The sequence below is a fragment of the Roseateles sp. genome, assembly GCF_019237615.1.
GTDB lineage: Bacteria > Pseudomonadota > Gammaproteobacteria > Burkholderiales > Burkholderiaceae_C > Pelomonas.
The window spans coordinates 83,523-104,701 of sequence record NZ_JAFAGT010000048.1 but is presented as its reverse complement, the minus strand read 5'-3'; the positions used below and the strand labels follow the sequence as shown (position 1 = coordinate 104,701).

The following is a 21,179-nucleotide window of genomic DNA, read 5'->3' as shown; positions in this document are numbered from 1 at the left end:
CGGTCGCCCTCCCCTCGGGAGGTTCGCGGCACAGGCCGCCCACGCCCGAATTGGAAAACAACATGGCAGGTCAAGACATCACTTTCGACGAAGTAGCCGCCGCGGCCCAGGGCCTGGCGAACGAGGGCAAGCCGGTGACGATGGACGGCCTGCGCGGCGCGCTGGGCGCGGCCCCCGCGCAGGCTCTCCACCAGCATCTGGCGGCCTGGCGCGACGCCCAGGCCCAGCCGGACCCGGCGCTGGACACGACGCCGCCGGCGGCCGTCACGGCAGCGCTGGGCAGCTGGGCGCGGCAGCTGGCCGAGGAAGCGGCCGGCCGCGTGCAGCAGCGCCTGGCACAGACGGAGACCGACCTGGCGGCGCTGCTGCAGGCCAACGGGCAGGCCGAGGCCCAGCGCGACGAGCTCGATGCCCGGCTGGCCCGGCTCACCGCCGAGCACGAGCAGGCGCTGGCGCGGCTGACGGTGGAGCTGCGCCACGCACGCGACATCGCGTCCAACGCGCTGGTCGGCAAGGCCAAGGACCACCTGGCCATCGAGGGCAAGGACGCCCAGCTGGCCGAGCTGCGCCAGCAGCTGGAGCGACATGTCGCGACGTCGGCGGCCGAGTCCGACGCGCGTCTGGCCGCCGAGATGGAGTTGGTGGGCGCCACCACGGCCCGCGACAACCTGGCCGCAGAAGTGGCGGAACTGCGCGCCCAGCTCGACGCCCGCCGGACGGCCTAGGCTGAATCGACATTCCAGGGCGACCAGGAAGGGATGAGGCGGTGCAAGTCAGCCCGCATGTCATGTCCAAGCCGTGACGAGCTGACTGACGCCCAATGGCAAGCCTGGAGGGCTCGCTGCCCGGCAAGGAGGCGGGCGATCCCGGGGCGTGGCGGCAGTGACGGTCGCAGCTTCGTCAGCCCAGTGCCAGGGGTGTTGCGCTCGGGTGCGCCGCAGCGGCCTGCCTGAGCGCTTCGGCAAGTACAAGGTCGCGCACAAGCGCTTTACCCGCTGGGCTGCGCCTGGGGTCTGGGCAGGGCGCTTGCAATGCCGGTCAATGATCGGGGCAACCACTACCGGCGCTTCTCGAGCATTGCTCAGTCCCTGACCAGGTCGAACTGCACTGGTGTCGCGTGCCTGGTCCGGAACATCAGTTCGCTGGTCCGTCCGTTGACACGGATCGCCAGGCCATCAACCGGGCTGGCGAGTTTCCAGCGCCCTCGCAATGTCACCACCGTGTCTATCGGCCGAGACGGCTGTTCCATCCAGGACAGGCCGTAGACGATTCGTTCGCGGCGCGCGCCCGAGGCGTCGTACTGCTCCGGATCCCTGCCCTGATAGAGGTTCAGGTCGGGGTTCACGAACGATCCCGACAGCTTGTCCTTTTCCCCGCGCAGCATCAGCATCGCGGGGCTGGACACCGCCTGCAACAGCCCCCCGCTCTCCACGGCCCCCGGCTCGAACAAGGCATAGGCGATGAGCCCCGTGGCGCGGTCATGAACGATGTGCGCGCGACGCGAGCGGGCAATGACGGCATACGCAGCCTTGGCCGTGCCCAACTCGCTGCACATCTTGCGGCCGGTGTCGCCGGGCATGCCGACGAATGTTGCGTACTCGTAGCCGGCGTTGGCAGGTGCAACGCCGTGGTCGATCACCAGGCTGGCGAAATCTCCGCGCGTGGCAGTGCTGCCCGTCTCGTCCACCGATGCCTGTGTGCCGCGCTTGAATGCCACCGTCTGGCCCGGCGCCAGGCACCAGCCGTTGCCACGCTCGTCGCGAGCAAAGCGCGAGCCATCCAGGCGCAAACGCGTCTCGTTGGCGCTCCAAGGCGCGCCAACGCCGTCCATGCCTGCGCTTTCTTCGCCCGGCAGCAGCCGGTCCTGGAACAGAGTTGTCTGCACCGGAGACTGCCGATCGCTGGCGCTGATGCCTGAACCCAGGGCGACGATGCGCCCGTCGAACATGAAGACCGACTTGCGCGCAACCAGGTCGTCACCGTATTTCGGGTGACCTTGCAGCTTCATCGCAAACATTCCTTGCCAGCCGCGGAAATCGAGCCCGCCGGAATAGCTTTCTTCCGACAGGAGCATCTCCTCGACGCCGGCCGACGGCTCAACGTTCAGCACCTTGGCTTCGAGACGGGCCAGCGGCTGCTGGATCGCGGTGGTGCCAGGCCACCGATTCCAGTTCCAACCGTCCGCAGCAAATCCGCGCTTGGCCCCATCGGCGGGCATGATTTCAAGAGCACCATAGTTGATGGTGCGCCCGTAAAGGTTCTTCTTGTAGTACGACTCGTTGCCCGCCAGGTAGCGGCTGTAGCCGCGCGCGGCCGCCAGCCAGCCATCGCGCCGGTGCAGCGCCATCGACGAGTAGTTCATCGTCCAGCTGCCCTGCGGGTCGGCCTCGGGCTTGACACCCTTGGCAGCCAGTTCGCGCGCCAACTTTTGGTCGACTTCGGTCGGGCCCGAAGCCTTCTTTCCCGCCCAATCATCACGCACCAGCCGCAGATAGGCCGAAGCAAGTTCCGGGTCTGCGGCCCCCCTTGCCTGCGCCAATGAGCGAAACGGCGCGATCGCGATCGACTGGAAGCCGTCCGGGTGTCGGCCGGTCAGGCTCATTGGAATCAACCCGTCGCTGGAGTAAACGCGGGTGCGCAACACCGCGTCACGAATGCGCGCATAGGCCTGCTCGGTGATGGGGAATCGGCTCGCCTCCAGGTAGCGAACGACCGCTGTCACGCCCGTCAACCCGCCGTTGCCGTAGGCCACGTAGTGCTGGCCGTGATGGAAGACGCTTCCGTCAGGCTTGATCCCGCCGGCCAGCCCCTGCGACTTCAACGTCGAGGCCGACATCCATGCCGAGAGGTCGCCCAGCAAGGCGTCGCGTCGCGCAGCATCGGTATCCATCAGGATCGCGTACAGCGCAGGCTGGATCATCGTGTTCATCACATCGACGTTGAACTCGACGATCTCGGAAGTCGGCTCATAGACGCGGCCCAGGCCCGCGTAGTAGGCCAGCGCCTGCATGGTCTGGGCACGCTGCTCGCCCAGTTCGTCACGCATCAGGAACACCGCATCTGCCCAGTCGCGCAAGATGTAGCCCTGGTGATGCATCAGCCCCTGGCCGCTGCCGCGCACGAGGCCCTGGTCGGCCAGGTTCGAGTTCAGCTGCAGGAACAGGTCACGCAGCTTGTCGCGCGTGGCGCCGTCCTTGCCACGGCGGTAGGCCACGGCAAGCACCCGCATCGCGGCGCCGAATTCCTTCCAGGTGGCAGTGCTGGCGCGCAATGCAGCCATCGAGTTCTTGTCGACGCCGCTGGTGGTGTACATCTCCCACTGATGGGCGGTTTCTGCCAGCGCCTTGATCGCCCCGTTCGGCATCAGCACCTGACGCCTGGCGATCTCCAGCGCATCACCCGAACCGAGCTTGCCTTCAAGCAGCTCGCCGTCGATCAGCGCGCTGATGGGTTCAGTCGCCACAGGCTCCGGTGCTGCAACCGCTACGCGGCGAGCCTGCGCCTCCTGCAGCCAACGATCGAAGTGGATCAACGCAGTCCAGTGCCGGTTGGCTGAGCTGAGCGCGGTCTTGTTCAGGTACGGAAGCTGATAGTCGGCGGCCGGATGACGCATGTCGATCCGCATGTCCAGCCCGAGCTGGTCAATCCAGGCGGTGCCGCTTGCCGCGCCGACCGGGGGCGTGATCGTCAAGCGGTCCATGCCCACCAGCGGCTGGCCTTCCATGTCCATCTCGAACGAAACGACCGCAGCGCGCCAGCCCGTGAAGTTCGCGTTCATCACGAACGACGAAGCCGCCTGCTCACCCTTGTGGAACTGGAAGCGATATTGCCCTTCGAAAGGCCTCGAGCTGTAGATCCACACCGTGATGCCATCACGCCGCTGATCGGCGCCGTTGGCAACGAAGGGACGAAATGCGAACGGGTGCCGGATGACGAGGCTGTCGCCCTCACGCCAGTCCCACTTCAGCGAGTGGCTGCCGTCCTTGACGTGCTCGCCGGACACGCTGAGCTGCCCTTTCAGCGTCGAGAACCCTGCCGGAACGCCGTCTTCGAAACGCTCCAGCCGTGCTGGAGTGCGGTCGTCGGCGTGGGCCGTCGGATTGGCCGCCAGCAGAGGTTCGCTCAGCAGCATTGCTGCCAGCAGCAACGAAATTCTTGACACGAAATCACCGGTGGTATTTGTCATCGTGTGTCTGGGAGAGCCTTGGGTGGGAGTGGCGACCGTCCGGGAGACCCCTGGGTCTGCATCGGTGACGAATGCCGCAAGGCGCGGGCCTTGGCACAAGTCGGTGCCTGGAACGGGCCGGACGCAACCCCTCGGCCGGCGGTCGGTACAAAAAGGGCCCCTGTTGGAAAATCAGGGGCCGCAAGGTCTGCCCAATCGTGCCTTCAAGGTGCACTGACCAGGGCCGGACCAGGAGACTATTTACCGACTGCGATTGGCTGGGCGCCGAATCAGCGCTCCGGGCCCTGCGCGGCGTTCATCCGGAACGCTCTGACCGACCGCGAAGTCGTATCGAACTCGGCCGGCCGCCAGGGATCGCCGGTCTTTTCCAGCCAGGGCAGCAGTTCCCGCTCGATCAGTTCCTTCACGAGGGCCGGATGCTGTGCCGCAACGTCGCGCTTCTGCAGCGGATCAGCGACGTTGTCGAAGAGTGTGTAGCGCAGGGCCTGCCTGTCGGCTCGCTGGATCACAAGCGTGTGGCTTTCCGTTCTGACCCCTCGCTTGCCGAACGACTGGGCGCCGTAGGGGACGGAGAGATAGAGCTGCGAGCTGGCGGCAGCGCCATTCCCCGTCTGCACCCTGGCTGACCAGTCGGAACCTTCCACCGTTGCCGGAATCTTGTCGGCCAGGCCGAGCAGCCCCAGCACGGTGGGATACAGGTCGGGCAGCGACATCAGCGACGCATCCGTGCCGGCAACGATCCGGCCGGGGAGGCGGAACATCATCGGAATCCGCATGGATTCTTCGAAGGGATTGTTCTTGGTGGGCTCGCCGTGGGCGCCCAGGCAGCAACCGTGATCGGAGAAGAACACCACCAAGGTGTCGTCGCGCAGGCCACATTCGTCGAGGGCATCGAGGATGCGCCCGAACTGCTCGTCTACACCGCTGACCATGGCGAAGTAGGACTTGGCGTGCTCCGGGCCGTAGCCCTCCTCGTACTTCTTGGCCCAGTCGACGGTCTCGCGCCGATTGAGGTCGCGGCTGCTCATGCCCTCGTACCGGGCCAGGTACTTCTTCGGCACCTGGTCGTAGGGCGAGTGGGGCGGGTTCATCGACACCACCAGCGCAAAGGGCTTGGCGGGGTCGCGCAGCTTGCCGCCCTCGTTGCGCAGGTACTGGATGGCGACGTCGGCCTCGTGCTCAGGCCCCCATTGCCTGACATGGATGGGATGGTCGCGGTCACCGCTGTTCGTCCAGTACATGGGCGTCAGGTGCAGGTCGTAGGTTCCGTAGGCATGCCAGAAATCGAAGCCATGCCGGCGCTCCGGCGGCGTCCATTCGTTCCACTTCGTACCGTTGACGGGGTTGTTGTAGCTGGGAACGTAGGGCTCGTGCGGCGCGTCCAGATGCCACTTGCCGACGTAGCCGAGGGCATAGCCCTGGGCCTTCAGCACATCCGACCAGCAGATCGCATGCCGGGAAAGGTCAATGCCGACCAGTGCCCCGTAGTCATGGCAGTTGCCGGTCATCCCGTTCCGTATCGGGTACTGGCCAGTCATGATCATGCCGCGTGCCGGCGTGCAGAGCGGGTAGTTGGAGACGGCCTGCGTCATCACGCGCGACTCCCGGGCGAACAGGTCGACACGGGGCGTCAGCACCGGATCCGCGCGCATGAAACCCTGGGCCTGGGCACGCATCTCGTCCGGGAACACCAGCAGCAGATTCAGCGGCTTGGCGGCAGGCCCTGCTGTCGAGCAGGACGCCGCGGCCGCGGCCTGGGACGCCTTGCCGGACAACAGCAGGCCGCCGCCGGTAGCCACCTGCTTGACGAAGTTGCGACGAGAACTGGACATGGATTCTCCGAAGAATAGGGCGCAAGCGCAGCGCTCAGGGCTTGGACATTGCCGCGGGAAGGATGAACTCGGCCGCGAAGCTCGCACCGGCCGCTCCGGCGGTATTCACGCGCAGACGCAGCTTCGGCGCGGTTGCCAGGACCGTCACTCCGGCGTCCATCTGCCCGACCGATATCACCGGCTGCTCGAGCGTCAACTCCAGGGCAGCCTCTCTTTGCGTCGGCTCGGCCACGACCACTTTCATCCGATCACCGCTGCGCTGGATAAGCAGCGCCACCGGCTTCGAACTCGACACATAGGGCTTGCCATCCTTGGCCGCACTGCCCGCCGTCCAAAGATTGGCCGCATAGACACCCGCGCTCGGCACCTGAACCACCGCAGCCTGTTCATCATTGGCTTCGATGCGCAGCCCGGGCTCGGCGGCTGCAGCTCGCGTTTCGGCCTCACCGGCCCTGGGCAGCAGCAGGTAGGCGTACGCCGGGCTGCCATGCGGGATGGCCAGCACTTGGTAGCTGCCTTTCAGGTCTTGCTTGCTGGCGTAGGCATGCAGATCGTGCCAAGTGCCGTGGCGTTCGCTCCGCTCGGTCACGAGGTCGGTGCCCAGCGGGAAGACATAGCCGATGCTGCTGCCAGCCTTGTCGTCCTGCAGATGGGCCCAGTGCACATCGCTGCGCCTGCCGTTGGGCAGATCCTGGCCGTCGACCAGCAATCGGGCGCCGGACGCATCGGACAGCCGGCGGTTCTCGACGATAGTCTCGGCCGCAACCGCCCCCGGCGCGATGCCTGAGCCCAGCGCGAGGATGCGGTCACCGAGCAGGAACCAGGCCTTGCGCCCCCTCAGGGGCGAGCCGGTCACCTCGCGCATCGAGAAGGCCATTCCCAGAGCCGCCCACCTCCCCAGCGCGACACCGCCAACCCAGGCTTCGGGATTGGCATATTGCCTCCAGGCTTCGGGCCGACCTGCACCCGACCGGTCAGTGGTGGTGCCGGGCAGGCGCAGGATGTCCACTGTGGGCCAGTAGCTGTCAGCGAACTGCGCCACGTCGGCGTCGTAAAGCGCCAGCCTGCCCATGCCGGTCCACCAGCCTTTGAGGTTCTCGCCGTTGCCCATTTCAAAGGCACCCGTGCGCGGCGACGTCAGGCTGAGCACGGCGGCAAAGCCGCTCCCTCGCAGCACGGCGCGGTCCATGGCGGGGTAGATCCGTGCACCCGGAGCTTCCATGACGGGCTGGACGCTCGAGTCGGCGGCAATGGCCTTGAGCAGGCTCAGCTCATGCAAAGGCACGTTGGCGCCACCGCCCTCACCTGACAGTGAGGCCACAAGGTTGCGATCCTGCGCCATCCATCCCTTGATGGCGCTGCGCAGCGCGGCTGCGTCTGCAGGCGGCGCCTGCTCGGCCAGCGAAGCCAACGCGCCGATGACGGCGCGACCAGCGCTGCGGTCGGTATGGCTCGGCTGGCTGAGCTTGCGGCCGCGAAATGCGTCAGGCATGGCGGCATCGATCAGCAGCGGCGCGAAGCTCTCCCGCGCAAACGCGTAGACATTGGCAACGCGCGGATCGGTGACGGGCCAGAAGGAGCCGTGCAACAGGTACAGCAGCCGCGCATAGTCCTCAAGGGCCACCACACCGTAACTGCCGGCATAGGCGAAATAGTGGTGCTGGATGAACGAGCCGTCGCGGTAGAAGCCGTCGTCCGTGGTCACGTAGTCCAGCGAACCACTGATGGCGTCGCGGCCGGACGCGATACGAGCGCCGTCCTGGCCCAGCATGCCGCTGAGGATGGCCACCAGCGACTTGTCGAGCAAGTTGGCACCGGTCTCATGGACAAGCGTCCCGTCTGCACGAGTCTTTGTCCGAGGATCCGGGACATACCAGTTGATGGCGTCCAGGCAGCGTTGGCGCAGATCCGCAGGCACGGCGTCTCCCGCCAGTGTCAGGAGATCGAGCAGGTGCAAGGGCGTGCCGATCTGCCAGTGCCACCAGTTGCCCCACTCGCGACGGCCGGCGGTGTATTGCTCACGTACCAGCCAGTCCAGGCCGGCAGAGATGCCCGCGGCCAGGCGGACGTCTCGATAGGTCGGCGATCCGGGCGTGCCATAGGCCTGCGCCATCGCCAGCAGGCGCACGGCATTGCTGGTCACCAATGCCGACGCTGCCAGCGTGTCGGGGTTCTTGAAGTCGCCGATGTCGTCCCACAGCGCCTTGGCGCCGGGCTCACGGTGCATCTGCTGCAATGCTCGCAGCGCCGCGTCGGACTGGCTGCGCAGTCGGCTCGCCACCTGAGGCTCCCGGCGGTCCAGCGATGCCGGGCCAACCAGCTTCTGCAGCCAGCGCTGGCGCAGCGCATTGAATGCCTCGGCGGTTGCTGCCCTGGCGGCCACCTGCGTCGTCGAAGCCTCGGCCGTCGTCAGTTGCGCGGCCGGACATGCCGCGGTCAGCGCGGCGAGCAATGCCAGCAAAGCACGGCTCGCCGCGAGGGATGAGATGGCTTTCATGCAGGCGCCCTCGCGGTGATCTCAGGTTGGGTCGGACACGACATCTGCAGGATCTTCCGCCCCTCCACCCACACGCTCTGAACGTTGAGCTCAGCATCGAGCGAGACCACGTCGGACCAGGCGCCAACCTCTATGCGGCCTCGATCCGCGAGGCCAAGGTATTCAGCGGGAAACCGTGACAAGCGGTTGGACGCGTCGGCCAGGTCCAACCCCAGGGAGACGAAGTTCCTCAGCGCCTGGTCCATGGTCAGCGCACTTCCCGCCAACGAGTCGCCGAGTACGAGGCGAACGCAACCCATGCACTTGAACACGCGCTGGGTGCCCAGCGTGTATTCGCCATCGGGCATGCCCGTGGCTGGCGTGGCGTCGGTGATGCCGTAAGCCTTGGGGATGGCACGCAGAGCAGCCAGGATGGCGCCCGGCTGCACGTGCTGCAGATCCGGGATGATTTCAGCGAACTCGGCATGAGCCAGTGCGGCACAGGCAATGCCGGGCTGACGATGCGACATCTCGGTCATGCCGTTGAACAAGTGGGTGAAGCTCGTCGCACCTGCCTGCAAGGCCTTCACGCCGTCATCGTAGCTGCCGGCCGTGTGACCGAGCTGCACGCGCATTCCCAGGGCGACCAGCTCCGGGATGAGCGCCAGGTGGCCTTCAATCTCGGGCGCAAGCGTCAGCGCGAGGATTGGCGCTATCGCTTGCCACCGCCGGATGCGCTCCATATCGCCGCGCATGACCTGCGGCGGCTGGGCACCCAGGCGTTGCTCGCTGATGAACGGGCCTTCCAGGTGCACGCCCAGGATCCGGGCGCCATCCGGCGCAAGGGCGTCCATGCCGCGACGCACGCCGCGCAGTGCGCGCTCGATGTCGGCCTCGCAGGCCGTCATGGTGGTGGCGAGCATGGTGGTGGTGCCGTGCCGGGCATGGAAGCGGGCAACCTCGAGCGCCGCATCGCCGCCCTGCATCACATCCCGCCCCACGGCGCCATGCACGTGCAGGTCGATGAAGCCTGGCAGCACGAGGGGCAGTTCGGCCGGATCGAAGCCCGCCAGCTCGGAATCCGACAGCTCGCGGATCGACTCGATGCGCTGCGCCATGCTCACCTCGGCAAGCCGCCAGCCCTCAGCCGTCAGCACGCGTCCTCGCACCCTGTTCAACATGCGCGGGTGTCCTCTGACTGAAGCAGGCTCAGGGCCAGCACGGCCGCGCCGCGGGTGCCGCCGGCGTCGCCGAAGACCGGCGGCAGAATGGGCGGCGAATCCATGCCGCGCACCAGGTGGCGCGTCACCTGGCCTGGCAATTCCTCATACAGATGGCTCAACTTCGACAGCCCCCCGCCGAGCACGATAGCGTCGGGATCCAGGTGCAGCACCAGGCTGGCCAGGCTGCTCGCCAGGACGTCCAGATGCACCACCAGCGCCTGCCGCGCCGTCGCATCGCCGGCAGAGGCTCGAGCCATGATGCCCCGCCCGTCCAACTGCTCGCCGCTCAGATGCGTGTGGATCGCTTGCAGCCCTGAGCCCGACACATAGCGTTCCAGGCAGCCACGCAGCCCGCAAGCACAGTCGAAGATGGGCAGGCGATGCCGCTCCAGGACGGCGGCGGAGATGGGCGTGTGCCCGGTTTCGCCCAGCGCGCCATTGCGGCCCTTCAGCAGCCGGCCGTTCACGCAGTAGCCGCCCGCGGCACCCGTGCCGATGACCAACCCGAACATGGAGTCGAAACGCGCCGCCGCGCCGCCATGCGCCTCGGACAGCGCGAAGCAGTGGCAGTCGTTCGCAACGTTGACGGGCCGCTTCAGGCTCGCCTCAAGCATGCTGGGAACCCGTTGCCCGCGGAGCGCCGGGATGTTGGCGCTGACATGGCAGCCGGTCTTCGGATCGACGAAGCCCGGAATGCCGACCCCGACCGCCATTGCTGCCCCCAGCCGATCATCTGCCTCCTCGACCAGGCCGGCAACGGCCTCGATGAACGCCAGGATGCCTTGGGTCGGCGTGTCGATGCGGCGCCGATGCAGTGGCTGCAGAGCCTCGTCATAGCTGACAAGCTCGATCTTCGTGCCGCCAACGTCGATGCCGTGAATGATCCGGGTCATGCTCGGTAGCCGTCAGTGGACGGGGTGGATGATGACGCCCTGGACGACGCGGTTGACCGTGCCGGAGACGCTGGGGCTGTCGGGCTTGAGGCCCAGCGCCAGCGACTGCTGCAGCGCGAACCATTGCGCGAACAGGATGTACAGCGGCGCCAGCTCGACGTCCGTCAGGCCTTGTGCGTCGGCCAGGTCCAGGGTATCGCCGTCCGCCTTCAGGTCATCGCCCAGCATGCCGATGGCCAGCACTTTGCCGGCGCGGCCGTCGGCGCGCAGCTCGCGCAGCAGGTCGAGGTCGTACTTGCGGGTGTAGGTATCGGACGACAGGAAGATGACGACCAGCGTCGAGCCATTGATGATGGTCTTGGGACCGTGGCGGAAGCCCAGCGGCGAGTCGAAGAGGCTGACGATGCGGCCGTCGCTCAGCTCCAGCAGCTTGAGCGCAGCTTCGCGTGCCAGGCCCTTGAGTTCGTTGGAACCGAGATAGACGACACGGTCGAAGTGGCCAACCCACTGCGCGCATTGCTGCGGCACCTGCGGCATCAGGCGACGCGCGGCAGCCACCAGCACGTCGGCACGCTCCGCGACGCCGAAGCACCAAGCCGCCACCAGCAACATGGTGGTGAAGCTGGAGGTCATGGCGAAGCTGCGGTCGTGGGTGGCATCGGGCAGCACCACGGCGCGGCACGTGGCCTCGTCGCGCCGGGCCATCTCGCGCGCCAGCTCACCATCGGCGTTGCAGGTGATGACCAGTTGCCGGCAGTCCTTGACGAAGCGGTCGGCAAGCTGCACGGCAGCCACGCTCTCCGGGCTGTTACCGGAGCGGGCGAAGGATACGAGCAGCGTCGGCACGTCCTCGGCCAGGCACAGTCCGGGGCCGCTGACGATGTCGGTGGTGGCGATGGCCTCGACGCGCAAGCCGGTGGCGGCACCGATGGCCGGCGCCAGGCATTCGCCAATGAAGGCGGACGTGCCTGCGCCGGTCAGGACGATGCGCAGATTGGGCGTGGCGAGTTGGGCTTCGATGAAGCGGCGCATGCCGACGTTGTCGCCCAGCGCCTGCAACGCCTCGGCCCACACGGCCGGCTGCTGCATGATCTCGCGCACGGTCCAACGGGCGCCGCGCTGTTCGAGCTCGGCATCGGTCATGTCAAGAAGCGGCATGGTCTGCTCCCTCAATTCAGGTTCATGGGGTTGCATGCGAGGGCGTACTGCTGAAGCACGCGATGCACGCTCGAATCGAGCAAGGCCGCCGCGCTGTTCTTCAGTCGTCCTGCACGGATCTGCTCGTATTGCCAGGGCATGCACTGGCTGATCAAGGTCATGGGGATGCCCGAGGGCGAGGCGCGTTCCAGCCTGTCCAGCAGGCGACGGGCGGCTTCGACCACACGCGGGTGACTCCAGTAGTACCGAATGCGGTCGCTGAGGCTGTACTGCAGGTCCAGCCGGAGGCGGTCAGTTGCCTGGTAGTACTTCTTCCAGTGGACGGGCTGCTCCTGCATCACCGAGAGCACCGTCTGCCTCAGGTCGGGAAATTCGTCAGGCCCCAGCCACTCCCGCTCGATGTCGACGAGAGACCAGAGCGCCTCGCGCAGCGCGAAGGTCAGGCCGGGGCCGACCTTCAGGATCGCAAAGTGGTCGCGGACGAGGGCCGAGAGCGCGCCGGGGGTCTGGTAATCGGTCGAGTGCGCCTCGTACACCAGTCCCGGATGGTCCGCGATGGCGGCGCTCAGCTCGCGCGCCAGATCGGGGCGGTAGTCGATCACCTTGTCATGATCGAACTCCACGCCAGGCTGCACCACCAGGCCGATCACTCGTGCCCAGGCTGCGCCCGCGCCGGCTGCGGCGAAAGCCTCCTGGTGCACGGCCAGCGTGCGCTGCGCAGCCGCCGGTCGGGTCACGGCGAGGCTGTCGAGTTCTTCGTGGGCGCCGCCGGGAACGGGAACTTCGGTACCCACCACATAGACCGGCGCCTCGCCACCGACGCGAGCCCAGGCCGTTTCGGCCACGTGGGCCAGCCGCGCCGCGCGCGCGGCCACCACCTCATCGCTCAGCACGGCCGGGTCTCCGGCGCAGGGCATGGAGCAGTCCAGGTGGATCTTCCGGAAACCGGCTTCGACGTACTGGGCGATCAGCACTTCCGAGCGGGCCATGGCCTCGTCCGGCGTTTCAGCCTGCCAGCAGTTGGGACCCAGGTGATCGCCGCCGAGGATGAGCCGCTCGCGGGGCAGGCCCACCTCGTCGGACAGGCGATACACGAAGTCGCGGAAGTCTGCGGGCCGCATGCCGGTGTAGCCGCCGAACTGGTTCACCTGGTTTGATGTGGATTCGATCAACAGCGGCTGGGTGCCCGTCTGGGCATGCGTCATCGCGGCGCGCAGCACGTCCGGGTGAGCCGAGCACACCGAAACGATGCCAACAGTGGCGCCGCGACGGTGGCGATTGACGAAATCGAGCAAGGCTTTCATGAAGTCAACGTGAGGAAGGGAGAGCGCCTGTCGGGCATGAGAAGCCCGGTCGGAAAAGGTGGATCGCTGGCCGCGGGCGTGGACGGGATCCCAATCAGTGGCTGCCAGCAGCCCCCGAAAGGCCGCCAACACCCGAGGCCAGCCCAGCTTCAGAACTTCTGCGTGTACTCGATGTAGCCGTACCGATCGGGGACACCGAAGGCGGGGTTGAAGCTGCGGTCCGAGTTGACGACGAATGGCGGCTGCTTGTTGAAGACGTTGTTGACGCCAAGCTTGACCCGGCTCTGCGACGTCGGCTGGTAGAAGACGCTGAGGTCGTGAAGCGTGTACGCCGGAATGCGGTTGGCGCTGCCGCCCGCCAGGAAGGGCAGGTACTTGGCGGTGGCGGGGTTGTTCGGATCCGTCTGGGACTGCACCGGGCCAAGGTCATTGCACAGACCCACGACGCTCGTGCCGGTCAGCTTGCAGTTCTCGGTCTGACTCGAGAAGTAGCGCGCACCCCAGCGGGCACCCCAGGCCCCGCGGCTCCAGTTCAGGTTGAGGTTGGACCGCAGGCGATAGTGCGCGCCGGAGGACAGGGTGCCGCTGGTCAGAACGCCGACCTTGTTGACAGGCGTTGTCGGGGTATCGATGACCTTCGTGAGGATGGCGTTGGTCATATCGAAGCTGAACTTGCCGAAGCTCGTGGCCTTCGGGGCGTAGCGCCAGTTGAGATCGAAGCCCTTGAAGCGCTCGCCGCCCGGGCCGTTGAGCGCACCGACGCGGACGAAGGTGATCGCACCACCGGCGTCACGCTGCATCCAGCCGTCCGGGCACATCCGAGGGTCTCCGGGGTTGGACAGGCAGTTGAGCGCCATCTGGTTCATGTTCGGCTTGACGATGCTGTCGCGGAAGACGACATCCCAGTAGTCGAGGGTGAACTCCAACCCAGGCACGTAGTGGGGGCTGTACACGAAGCCGATGGTGCGGAAGATGTCTCGCTCGGGGCCCAGTTGCGGGTTGGCCGTGTTCAATTGCGTCGTCGGAGCCGCGAGTCGCGTGTCATAGCCACCTGCGGGAACGCCGGCGGCGCGGCACTGCGCCTGTTGCTCGGGTGTGAGCTGTGCGTAGCGGTTGGAGGCAATGGTGCCGTTGGTGTTGGTGGTGAACGAACAGGGGTCGGTCACGACGACCGTGGAGGTCACGGTGTTCTGGATGATGCCGGAGAGGTCCAGGCGATAACCCGTGCTGAAGCTGCCGCGCAACGCCAGGTCGTCGATGACCTTCCACTTCAGACCGAACTTCTTGTTGTTGACGTTGATGCCGCCGCCGTAAGACGATTGACGGCCGGCCACGCTGAGATCCAGCTTCTGGACGCCAGGCAGCCCCTTCAGCAGTGGCACGTAGAACTCGCCGAAGACGTCGGTCGAGCCATAGCCGCCACCGGTGATGCCACGCGTTCGCGACAGCGCATCGTTGTTGTCGAAGGCGATGAATCGCCCCGTATCACCCCACACGGTATGGCGCTCGATGCCCCCCGCGAATCCCAGCGGGCCAGCCGGCAGCTTGACCAGGTCGGGGGAGCTGATCTGGGCGAAGTAGTCGTGGTCGTAGAAGTTGTTCGTCCAGCCGACATCCTTGGGATCCAGCTGGGCGTACTTCAGCATTTCCGGCGTGATCGTGCCGCTGCCGAGCAGGTTCATGGGCACGCAGCCTGCAATCACATTGCCCGGCGTGCCGCAGACGATGTTGCCGTTGGCGTCCTTGAAGGACGGGCCCAAGGCGTTCGTCAGCCGGCTGATGCTGAAGTCGTTGTTGAGATGGGTCACCTGGTGGGTCGAGCCATGCACGGCGCCGACTTCCCAGTCGAAGCTGCGACCCCACAGATCGAAGTCGCCCGACAGCGTCGGCGAAATGGCGCGGGTCTTGGTGTCGGCAGCTCGCTGCAGCGGGCCCGCTTCGACGGCCGCTCGCTGGACGCGCCCGACAGCGACGCCGAACGGGTTGTAGTAGCTCTGTGGCGAAATGAAGATGCCGGCTCCGCCCACCGAACCGCCGGCACCCAGGTTGAAGTCCTGCGGCGCGTCAGACGTCGCCGAGGCTTGCATGAATTGCCCTGTAACGCGGAGCTTGATGCGATCGGTGATCTGGTAGGACATGTCACCCACCACCGACTTTTGAGTTAGCGGCACGATCAGACTGCTGACGCCAACGTTGTTGTAGCTGTCGGACGGCTTATCGTAGACGCGCCAGCTCGTGCCGGTCTTGCCGGGGTCGTAGGTGAAGAAGTTGGTCTTGACGCCGTTAGGGTCGGCGAGAGTGCTTGCGACGCACCCGCCCGTGGGCAGAACCGCGCCCTTGCACAGCTTGAAGCTGCCAGCCGGCGTGAAGTCCGTGTAGTTGAAGCTACCCGAGCCGTAAGGCGCGCGCTGCCGCGTCAGCTCGTAATCACTGAAGTGGACGCCGTCGCCCTGGTTGTACTGGAACGACAGGAGGCCGGAGAAGCTCTCGGTCGTGTGGCCAACGGTCAGCTCGACGCTCTTCTGGGCGCCCTTGCCCTCCGAGTAGCTACCGTAATAGGCGCGGAGATTGGCGCCGCTGAACTTGTCCTTCAGCACGATGTTGATCAGACCGACCATGGCGTCCGCGCCGTAGAGGACCGATCCGCCATCCTTCAGCACGTCAATGCGCTCGACGGATGCCAGCGGGATGGAGCTGAGGTCGGCCGTGCCGTTGAGGTCGGAGCTGCCGACCCAGCGATGGCCGTTGACCAGCACCAGCGTGCGGCCGAAACCGATGCCGCGCAGGTTGGCGTAGGAGATCTGATCCGCCCCCGTCGTGCGGTTGCGGGCATCTCCCGAGATTGCCATCGACTGGAGAACCTCATCCAGCGTGGTGGCGCTGGTGGCCTCGATCTGCGCACGCGTGATCGTCTGGACCGGGACCGAGGACTCGGCGTCGACGCCCTTGATCTTCGAACCGGTGATCTCGACGCGCGTGAGCGACGCCTTCTGTGCCTCGCCAGCGGACGAGGCGCCCTCGGACTGAGCCTGTGCCATGCAGACCGGGACCGAAACGGCCAGGGCGACGGCGTATGCCAATGGACTCATCCGATGGCGTTGCGGAAATTGAACAACCTTCACTCTTGTCTCCTCTTAGGGTTTGGTCAATGCGATTGGGTTCGGTGGTTCATCTGAGTGGGAGCTGGTCGCGCCGGTGTGTGCCTACCAATGCCCCTTCCAGTCACGAGCCGCCCGGGCGAGCGCTTCGAGATAGAAGTAGTCGCCCCACAGAGAGGCTTCGTCGATGCCCTTGCCGTGCGGCTTGCTGTAGACGCCGTGCAGCAGCAGGGCGTTGGAGCCGGCGGTGGCGCCGTTGCAGTGCTGGGCCAGGCCGGCCAGGATGCGCAGCGCCTCCTGGCGGTAGTGCTCGCCCTCGCTCGCCGGGAGGTGTGAGGCCAGTTCGATCAGGCCGCACGCGGCGATGGCCGAGGCCGAGCTGTCCCAGGGTTCGCCGCTGCCGTCACCGTAGGCGAGGTCCCAGTAAGCGACGCCGTTGCCGGGCAGGCGGGCCAGGAAGTAGTCAGCTTGGCGACGCGCGACGGGGAGCAGGTCGAGGTCAGGCGCGAAACGGTGATTGAGCGCGAAGCCGTAGATGCCCCAGGCCTGGCCGCGCGCCCAGCAGGAGTCGTCCGCGGCGCCCTGGGCGGTGCTGCCGCGCAGCGGCGCGCCTGTGGCGACGTCGAAGTGGTAAGTATGGAAGCTCGATGCGTCCTCGCGCACCAGGAAATCGCGCGACTTCACAAGGTGGCTGCGCGCGGCTTCGCGGTAGGCCTCGTTGCCACTGGTGGCGCTTGCCCAGAAGAGCAAGGGCAGGTTCAGCAGGCAGTCGATGATGATGCGGCCGCGCTGCTCGGGATCGGTCAGGTCGCCCCAGGCCTGGATGATGCCGGCCTGCGGCCAATAGCGCTGCAGCAGCCAATCGGCCGCGGCCAGTGCAGCGTCGCGCGCCAGCGGGTCTGCCGTCAGCTTCCACGCGGCCACGCAGGAGGGCGTGTAGAGGAAGCCCATGTCGTGGTGGTCGACGTTGACGCGGTTGCTGATACGGGTGGCAAAGCTGCTCACGTGCTCGGCGGCAGAGGCCTTGCAGGCCGCGTCATCGGCGAGCTCGAAGGCAAGCCACAGCAGGCCCGTCCAGAAGCCGGTCGTCCAGCCGACGTTCGAGCCGGGCGCGAAGCCGTACAGGTCGCGCGCCAGATAGCGGTTGTCCTGCGTCCAGCCGTGAGGGAATCCTTCAGGAAACTCGTCGCGAAGGCGGCGCACCTGCGCCAGGGCTTGCGACAGGGGCACATCGAAGCTGGCGGCGGTGGTCGTTTCAGTGGTTGTTTGCATGATCATGAGGAAACGTTTCCATTCTTTTTCAAAGAAATCTCCCTTGCACGGGAGGTTCGAAGACCTACTTCCTATCAATACAGGGTAACGTTTCCATTTCGAGCCAAATAAATCGTGACGTAGTCAGCGCGCCAGCCATCCCCCGTCCACGGCGAGCGCCTGGCCATGCACATAGGCCGAGGCGTCGGACGCGAGAAAGACGGCCGCGCCCCCGAGGTCCTGCGCCCGCCCCCAACGGCCGGCGGGGATGCGCTCCAGGATCTGGCGGTGACGCACCTCGTCGGCCCGCAGCGCGGCGGGCTGGCGATTTACGGTGATAGCGACCTGCGCCCCTGCCTGCGCCAGCGCCACAGCAATCGCCTGGCCGATGCCGCTGGCGCCGCCGGTCACCAAAGCGGTGCGACCCGCCAGTGAAAAGAGTTGTGCTGCCATGGTGTCGGTTGCTTCCGTTGCAGAGTCAGCCCAGGACCGCTTCGGGCGAGGGACCGCAGGAGTCGCGGATGACGAGCGCGCTGGGCAATTCGATCGGCGCGTCGTCCACCCCATCTGCCGGCGACTGGCCACGGATGCGCTGCAGGATCAGCCGCACGGCCTGCTCGCCGATATCCGACAACGGCTGGCGCACGGTCGTGAGTCGGGGGTAGACATGGTTTGACGCCGGGCTGTCGTCGAAGCCGACGACCGAGACGTCCCCGGGGATCTGCAGACCCTTCTCCTTGAGCGCATCCATGGCGCCGATGGCCATGGCGTCGTTGGCGGCGAAGATGGCCGTCGGGCGCTTGGGCTGGGCCAGCAGTTGCTGCGCTGCCTCGAAGCCACCCGATTGCGTGAAGTCGCCCTGCACCACCAGGCTCTTGACGGGCCGGATGCCGGCCTGCTTCAGGGCGTCCTGGTAGCCGCGCTGGCGCTCCTGGCTCTGGCCGGTGTAGCTCGAGCCGGTGATGAAGGCAATACGGCTGTGGCCCAGCCCGATCAGATGCCCGACTGCGGCGCGCGAGCCTTCGTAGTTGTCGCCGCGCACGGTGGGGAGCCGGGTCTCGTTGCGCCAGTAGTTGATGAGCACCACCGGCACGCTGCTCGACTCGAACTCGGCCAGCAGGCCTTCCTGCGCAGTGGGCAGCACCAGCAGAATGCCCTCGCACAACCCGCCCAGCACACGGTTGATGTCCTGCTGCTTGGGCGCACCCAGCTCGGTGCTGGCGTTGTAGATGATGAGGTCCAGCCCTGCCTGCTTGGCGGCAAGGCTGACGGCACTGATGATCTCGTTGATCACACTGGACTGCAGGTTGCTGACCGCCAGGCCCAGCAAGTTGGGGCGCCCACCCTTGAGGATCTTTGCCGACAGATTGGGTGAATAGCCCAGCGCCTTCGCCGCCGCGACCACCTTCTTGCGCGTCTCGTCGGAGACGAAGCCCGTGCCGTTCAGCGCTCGCGACGCGGTCACCAGCGCAACGCCAGCCTGCTTGGCGACGTCGATCAGGGTGACGGAGTTCTTGGACATTCGCTTTCCTCTGCTGGCTTGCTGACGGGCGGGATTGTGTTGCCACCCGCACGGCTGCACGCCGCCCTTGGAGTTGCTGCGACACCGGAGCCAGTCTTGGAGCCTCCAGCCCCCGGCGTCTTTCGTTGACCAAATGATATGCGGATTTCAGGAAACGTTTCCCTATGTGTTTACCCTTGCATTCGGGAAGATAGAGCACTGCATGCTGCATTTCGCGAGCGAAACGCCCCCGTGAAATCCCGGTAACGATGACAAATAGGGAAACGTTACCCTATGCGAACCAGGTCCATACGGCGGCATGCTGCCAACGCCTGGCGCCACGGCGCAAAGCGCCAAGGACCGAAGAGCGATGCAGTCTCAAGCAGTACCCACGACACCACACTCCGCCGAGCCCGACAGTCCAAAGCTGTCGGCGCGCCGCTGGCACCAGGGCAGCCTGACCTATACCGCGGGCGGCCTGCTCGCACTTTTCGTCTTCCTGTTGATCGGCGACTTCGCCTGGAGCGTGAAGGAGCGCGCCGCGATTCCCGTCGCGCAGGTCCTGCTCAAACAGATGGAGGCGAGCAACCTGTTCGTCGCGCTGGTGGTCGGCTCGCTGCCCTGGGGCCTGAGCATGGTGCTTGCGCCCTTCATCGCGGTGCGCTCCGATCGTCATCGCGGTCGCTGGGGCCGACGCATCCCCTTCCTGCTGGCGCCCACGCCGCTGCTGATGCTGGGCCTGATCGGCATGGCCTTCGCTCCCGAGGGCGGCGCTTTCCTGCACGGGCTTCTGGGCAGCGCTTCACCGGGCCTGCGCACCTGCAAGCTGGCCTGGTTCAGCCTGATGTGGATCGCTTTCGAGGTCGGCTCGGTGATCGCGAATGCCGTCTTCGGCGGGCTGGTGGCCGACGTCGTGCCCAGCAAGTTGACGGGCCGCTTCTACGGCATGTTCCGCGCGGTCAGCCTCATGGCGGGCATCATCTTCACCTACCAGATCGTGGGTCAGGCCGAGCGCTACTACGCCGAGATCTTCATCGGCATCGCGCTCGTCTACGGCCTCGGCTTCGCGACGATGTGCTGGTTCGTGCGCGAAGGCGCCTATCCGCCGCCGCCGCAGACGCCCGAGCCCCGGGCCGGAGGCTCTGAATCGGAGATCCGCCGCTACATGCGTGAGTGCTTCAGCCACCGCTTCTACGTCGGCGTCTTCCTTGCAATGATGCTGGGGCTGATCTCCTTCAACCCCGTCAACAGCTTTGGTGTGTTCTATGCGAAGCAGATCGGTCTGGGGCTGGACGGCTACGGAAAGGCGCTGGCGCTGACCTATACCTGCTCGCTGCTGCTGGCCCTGCCCATCGGTTGGCTGGCCGACCGCCTGCACCCCTTGCGCGTCGGACTGGGCTGCATCTTGCTGTACGCGGCCGCCATGCTGCCGGCCGGCCTGCTGGTTCAGACGGCGGCGCAGTTCCAGGCCGCGTTCGTGCTGCACGGGGTGTTCTCGGGACTGTTCGTTACCGGCACAGCGGCCATCGGCCAGTACCTGTACCCGCAGGAACGGTTCGCGCAGTTCCAGTCGGCGGCCAATATCCTGGCCGCACTCGGCTACACGTTGGTGCCGCCACTGGTCGGCGCCTGGCTCGACCTGACCGGGCAGAACTACCGCCACACCTTCTTGGCTAGCGGCTTGCTGGCCGCGGCATCGGCGCTGATCTTCGCCTGGTTGCTGCGCCCCTTCAACGCCCTGGGCGGCACCAGGAACTACCAGGCTCCGGGCTGAAGACCGGCAGCTTCTCAGGCGCCCTCCTGAAGAAGCAATGCATCCGACTCACGCTGAACATGAGCCCCGCCCTCTTCTTTGCGGCGCACCGCGCCGCACGGGCTTCGGCCTGCCGCCTTTCCTGCTGGAAGCCCGCAGGGCGCGGGACGCAGGCGGCTGGAACGACAAGTCCTTCATCGACCGGATCGGGTGGATGAAGCAGCACTCGGTGCAGTCCACCCGAGGCAGCCGCCCCCACTGGGGAACACTGTCCGACCAGCCGGCGGCTGCTGACCAGCGCAACGACTCCGACATGGGCGCGGCGGTCATGCGCTGGCGCGAACCGGTGTTGCCCCAGGTGGACGGTGGCGCCCTGCCCTGCAAGTTGGATGGCAGCAGTGCCAACGACTTCCGCGGCGGGCCCAACTCCAGCTGATGACGCTGTTCCCCAACGCAGCGGGCGACGGCGTTCCCGGCTGCTCTTGAGACGCAGGCGCCGCATCC

Annotated in this window: 14 protein-coding genes; 3 read left to right on the top strand and 11 right to left on the bottom strand. The window is 66.4% G+C overall.

Going from position 1 to position 21,179, the window contains the following annotated elements; genetic code table 11:
• The first annotated feature begins 62 nt into the window (after positions 1-62).
• Positions 63-725 (top strand): DNA-binding protein, encoded by a 663-nt coding sequence (locus JOY88_RS08835; RefSeq protein WP_293501893.1) that lies wholly within the window; start codon positions 63-65, stop codon positions 723-725.
• 356 nt (positions 726-1,081) lie between these two features.
• On the opposite strand, the gene JOY88_RS08825 is transcribed toward JOY88_RS08835, so the two are convergent.
• The 11 genes from JOY88_RS08825 to JOY88_RS08770 form a co-directional block, all read right to left on the bottom strand.
• On the bottom strand, positions 1,082-4,186 hold the full coding sequence (locus JOY88_RS08825; protein ID WP_293501892.1) for a chondroitinase family polysaccharide lyase: 3,105 nt from the start codon (positions 4,184-4,186) through the stop codon (positions 1,082-1,084).
• A 269-nt stretch (positions 4,187-4,455) separates the two neighbouring features.
• Positions 4,456-5,985 (bottom strand): sulfatase-like hydrolase/transferase, encoded by a 1,530-nt coding sequence (locus tag JOY88_RS08820; RefSeq protein ID WP_293501891.1) that lies wholly within the window; start codon positions 5,983-5,985, stop codon positions 4,456-4,458.
• 67 nt (positions 5,986-6,052) lie between these two features.
• The gene (locus JOY88_RS08815; protein WP_293501890.1) at positions 6,053-8,515 is read right to left on the bottom strand and encodes a polysaccharide lyase 8 family protein; all 2,463 of its coding nucleotides are present in this window, start codon (positions 8,513-8,515) and stop codon (positions 6,053-6,055) included.
• Positions 8,512-9,675: an N-acetylglucosamine-6-phosphate deacetylase gene (locus tag JOY88_RS08810; protein ID WP_293501889.1), complete on the bottom strand. Its 1,164-nt coding sequence runs from the start codon at positions 9,673-9,675 to the stop codon at positions 8,512-8,514. The genes JOY88_RS08815 and JOY88_RS08810 overlap by 4 nt, the downstream gene beginning before the upstream one ends.
• Complete coding sequence (locus JOY88_RS08805; protein WP_293501888.1) at positions 9,669-10,610, bottom strand: ROK family protein; 942 nt, start codon at positions 10,608-10,610, stop codon at positions 9,669-9,671. Before JOY88_RS08805 ends, JOY88_RS08810 begins: the two co-directional genes overlap by 7 nt.
• Positions 10,611-10,622: 12 nt before the next feature.
• Positions 10,623-11,768 (bottom strand): SIS domain-containing protein, encoded by a 1,146-nt coding sequence (locus tag JOY88_RS08800; RefSeq protein ID WP_293501887.1) that lies wholly within the window; start codon positions 11,766-11,768, stop codon positions 10,623-10,625.
• A gap of 11 nt (positions 11,769-11,779) precedes the next feature.
• Complete coding sequence (locus tag JOY88_RS08795) at positions 11,780-13,072, bottom strand: D-tagatose-bisphosphate aldolase, class II, non-catalytic subunit (RefSeq protein ID WP_293501886.1); 1,293 nt, start codon at positions 13,070-13,072, stop codon at positions 11,780-11,782.
• A gap of 149 nt (positions 13,073-13,221) precedes the next feature.
• The gene (locus tag JOY88_RS08790) at positions 13,222-16,152 is read right to left on the bottom strand and encodes a TonB-dependent receptor domain-containing protein (protein WP_293501885.1); all 2,931 of its coding nucleotides are present in this window, start codon (positions 16,150-16,152) and stop codon (positions 13,222-13,224) included.
• Between the two features lie 123 nt (positions 16,153-16,275).
• The gene (locus JOY88_RS08785) at positions 16,276-17,442 is read right to left on the bottom strand and encodes a glycoside hydrolase family 88 protein (RefSeq protein WP_293501884.1); all 1,167 of its coding nucleotides are present in this window, start codon (positions 17,440-17,442) and stop codon (positions 16,276-16,278) included.
• Positions 17,443-17,565: 123 nt separating this feature from the next.
• Positions 17,566-17,874 (bottom strand): SDR family oxidoreductase, encoded by a 309-nt coding sequence (locus JOY88_RS23185; protein ID WP_524539202.1) that lies wholly within the window; start codon positions 17,872-17,874, stop codon positions 17,566-17,568.
• 25 nt (positions 17,875-17,899) lie between these two features.
• Positions 17,900-18,943 (bottom strand): LacI family DNA-binding transcriptional regulator, encoded by a 1,044-nt coding sequence (locus tag JOY88_RS08770; RefSeq protein WP_293501883.1) that lies wholly within the window; start codon positions 18,941-18,943, stop codon positions 17,900-17,902.
• A gap of 349 nt (positions 18,944-19,292) precedes the next feature.
• Between JOY88_RS08770 and JOY88_RS08765 the strand changes: the two genes are divergently transcribed.
• On the top strand, positions 19,293-20,696 hold the full coding sequence (locus JOY88_RS08765; RefSeq protein WP_293501882.1) for an MFS transporter: 1,404 nt from the start codon (positions 19,293-19,295) through the stop codon (positions 20,694-20,696).
• 37 nt (positions 20,697-20,733) lie between these two features.
• A complete protein-coding gene (locus JOY88_RS08760) occupies positions 20,734-21,111 on the top strand; it encodes a hypothetical protein (protein WP_293501881.1) in 378 nt (125 codons plus the stop codon).
• The last annotated feature ends 68 nt before the right edge of the window (positions 21,112-21,179 follow it).

Coding starts and splice junctions, on each gene's coding strand:
- JOY88_RS08815 (WP_293501890.1), bottom strand. CDS start 8,515: ATGAAAGCCATCTCATCCCTCGCGGCGAGCCGTGCTTTGCTGGCATTG.
- JOY88_RS23185 (WP_524539202.1), bottom strand. CDS start 17,874: ATGGCAGCACAACTCTTTTCACTGGCGGGTCGCACCGCTTTGGTGACC.
- JOY88_RS08795 (WP_293501886.1), bottom strand. CDS start 13,072: ATGAAAGCCTTGCTCGATTTCGTCAATCGCCACCGTCGCGGCGCCACT.
- JOY88_RS08835 (WP_293501893.1), top strand. CDS start 63: ATGGCAGGTCAAGACATCACTTTCGACGAAGTAGCCGCCGCGGCCCAG.
- JOY88_RS08800 (WP_293501887.1), bottom strand. CDS start 11,768: ATGCCGCTTCTTGACATGACCGATGCCGAGCTCGAACAGCGCGGCGCC.
- JOY88_RS08770 (WP_293501883.1), bottom strand. CDS start 18,943: ATGTCCAAGAACTCCGTCACCCTGATCGACGTCGCCAAGCAGGCTGGC.
- JOY88_RS08785 (WP_293501884.1), bottom strand. CDS start 17,442: ATGCAAACAACCACTGAAACGACCACCGCCGCCAGCTTCGATGTGCCC.
- JOY88_RS08760 (WP_293501881.1), top strand. CDS start 20,734: ATGCATCCGACTCACGCTGAACATGAGCCCCGCCCTCTTCTTTGCGGC.
- JOY88_RS08810 (WP_293501889.1), bottom strand. CDS start 9,675: ATGTTGAACAGGGTGCGAGGACGCGTGCTGACGGCTGAGGGCTGGCGG.
- JOY88_RS08825 (WP_293501892.1), bottom strand. CDS start 4,186: ATGACAAATACCACCGGTGATTTCGTGTCAAGAATTTCGTTGCTGCTG.
- JOY88_RS08765 (WP_293501882.1), top strand. CDS start 19,293: ATGCAGTCTCAAGCAGTACCCACGACACCACACTCCGCCGAGCCCGAC.
- JOY88_RS08805 (WP_293501888.1), bottom strand. CDS start 10,610: ATGACCCGGATCATTCACGGCATCGACGTTGGCGGCACGAAGATCGAG.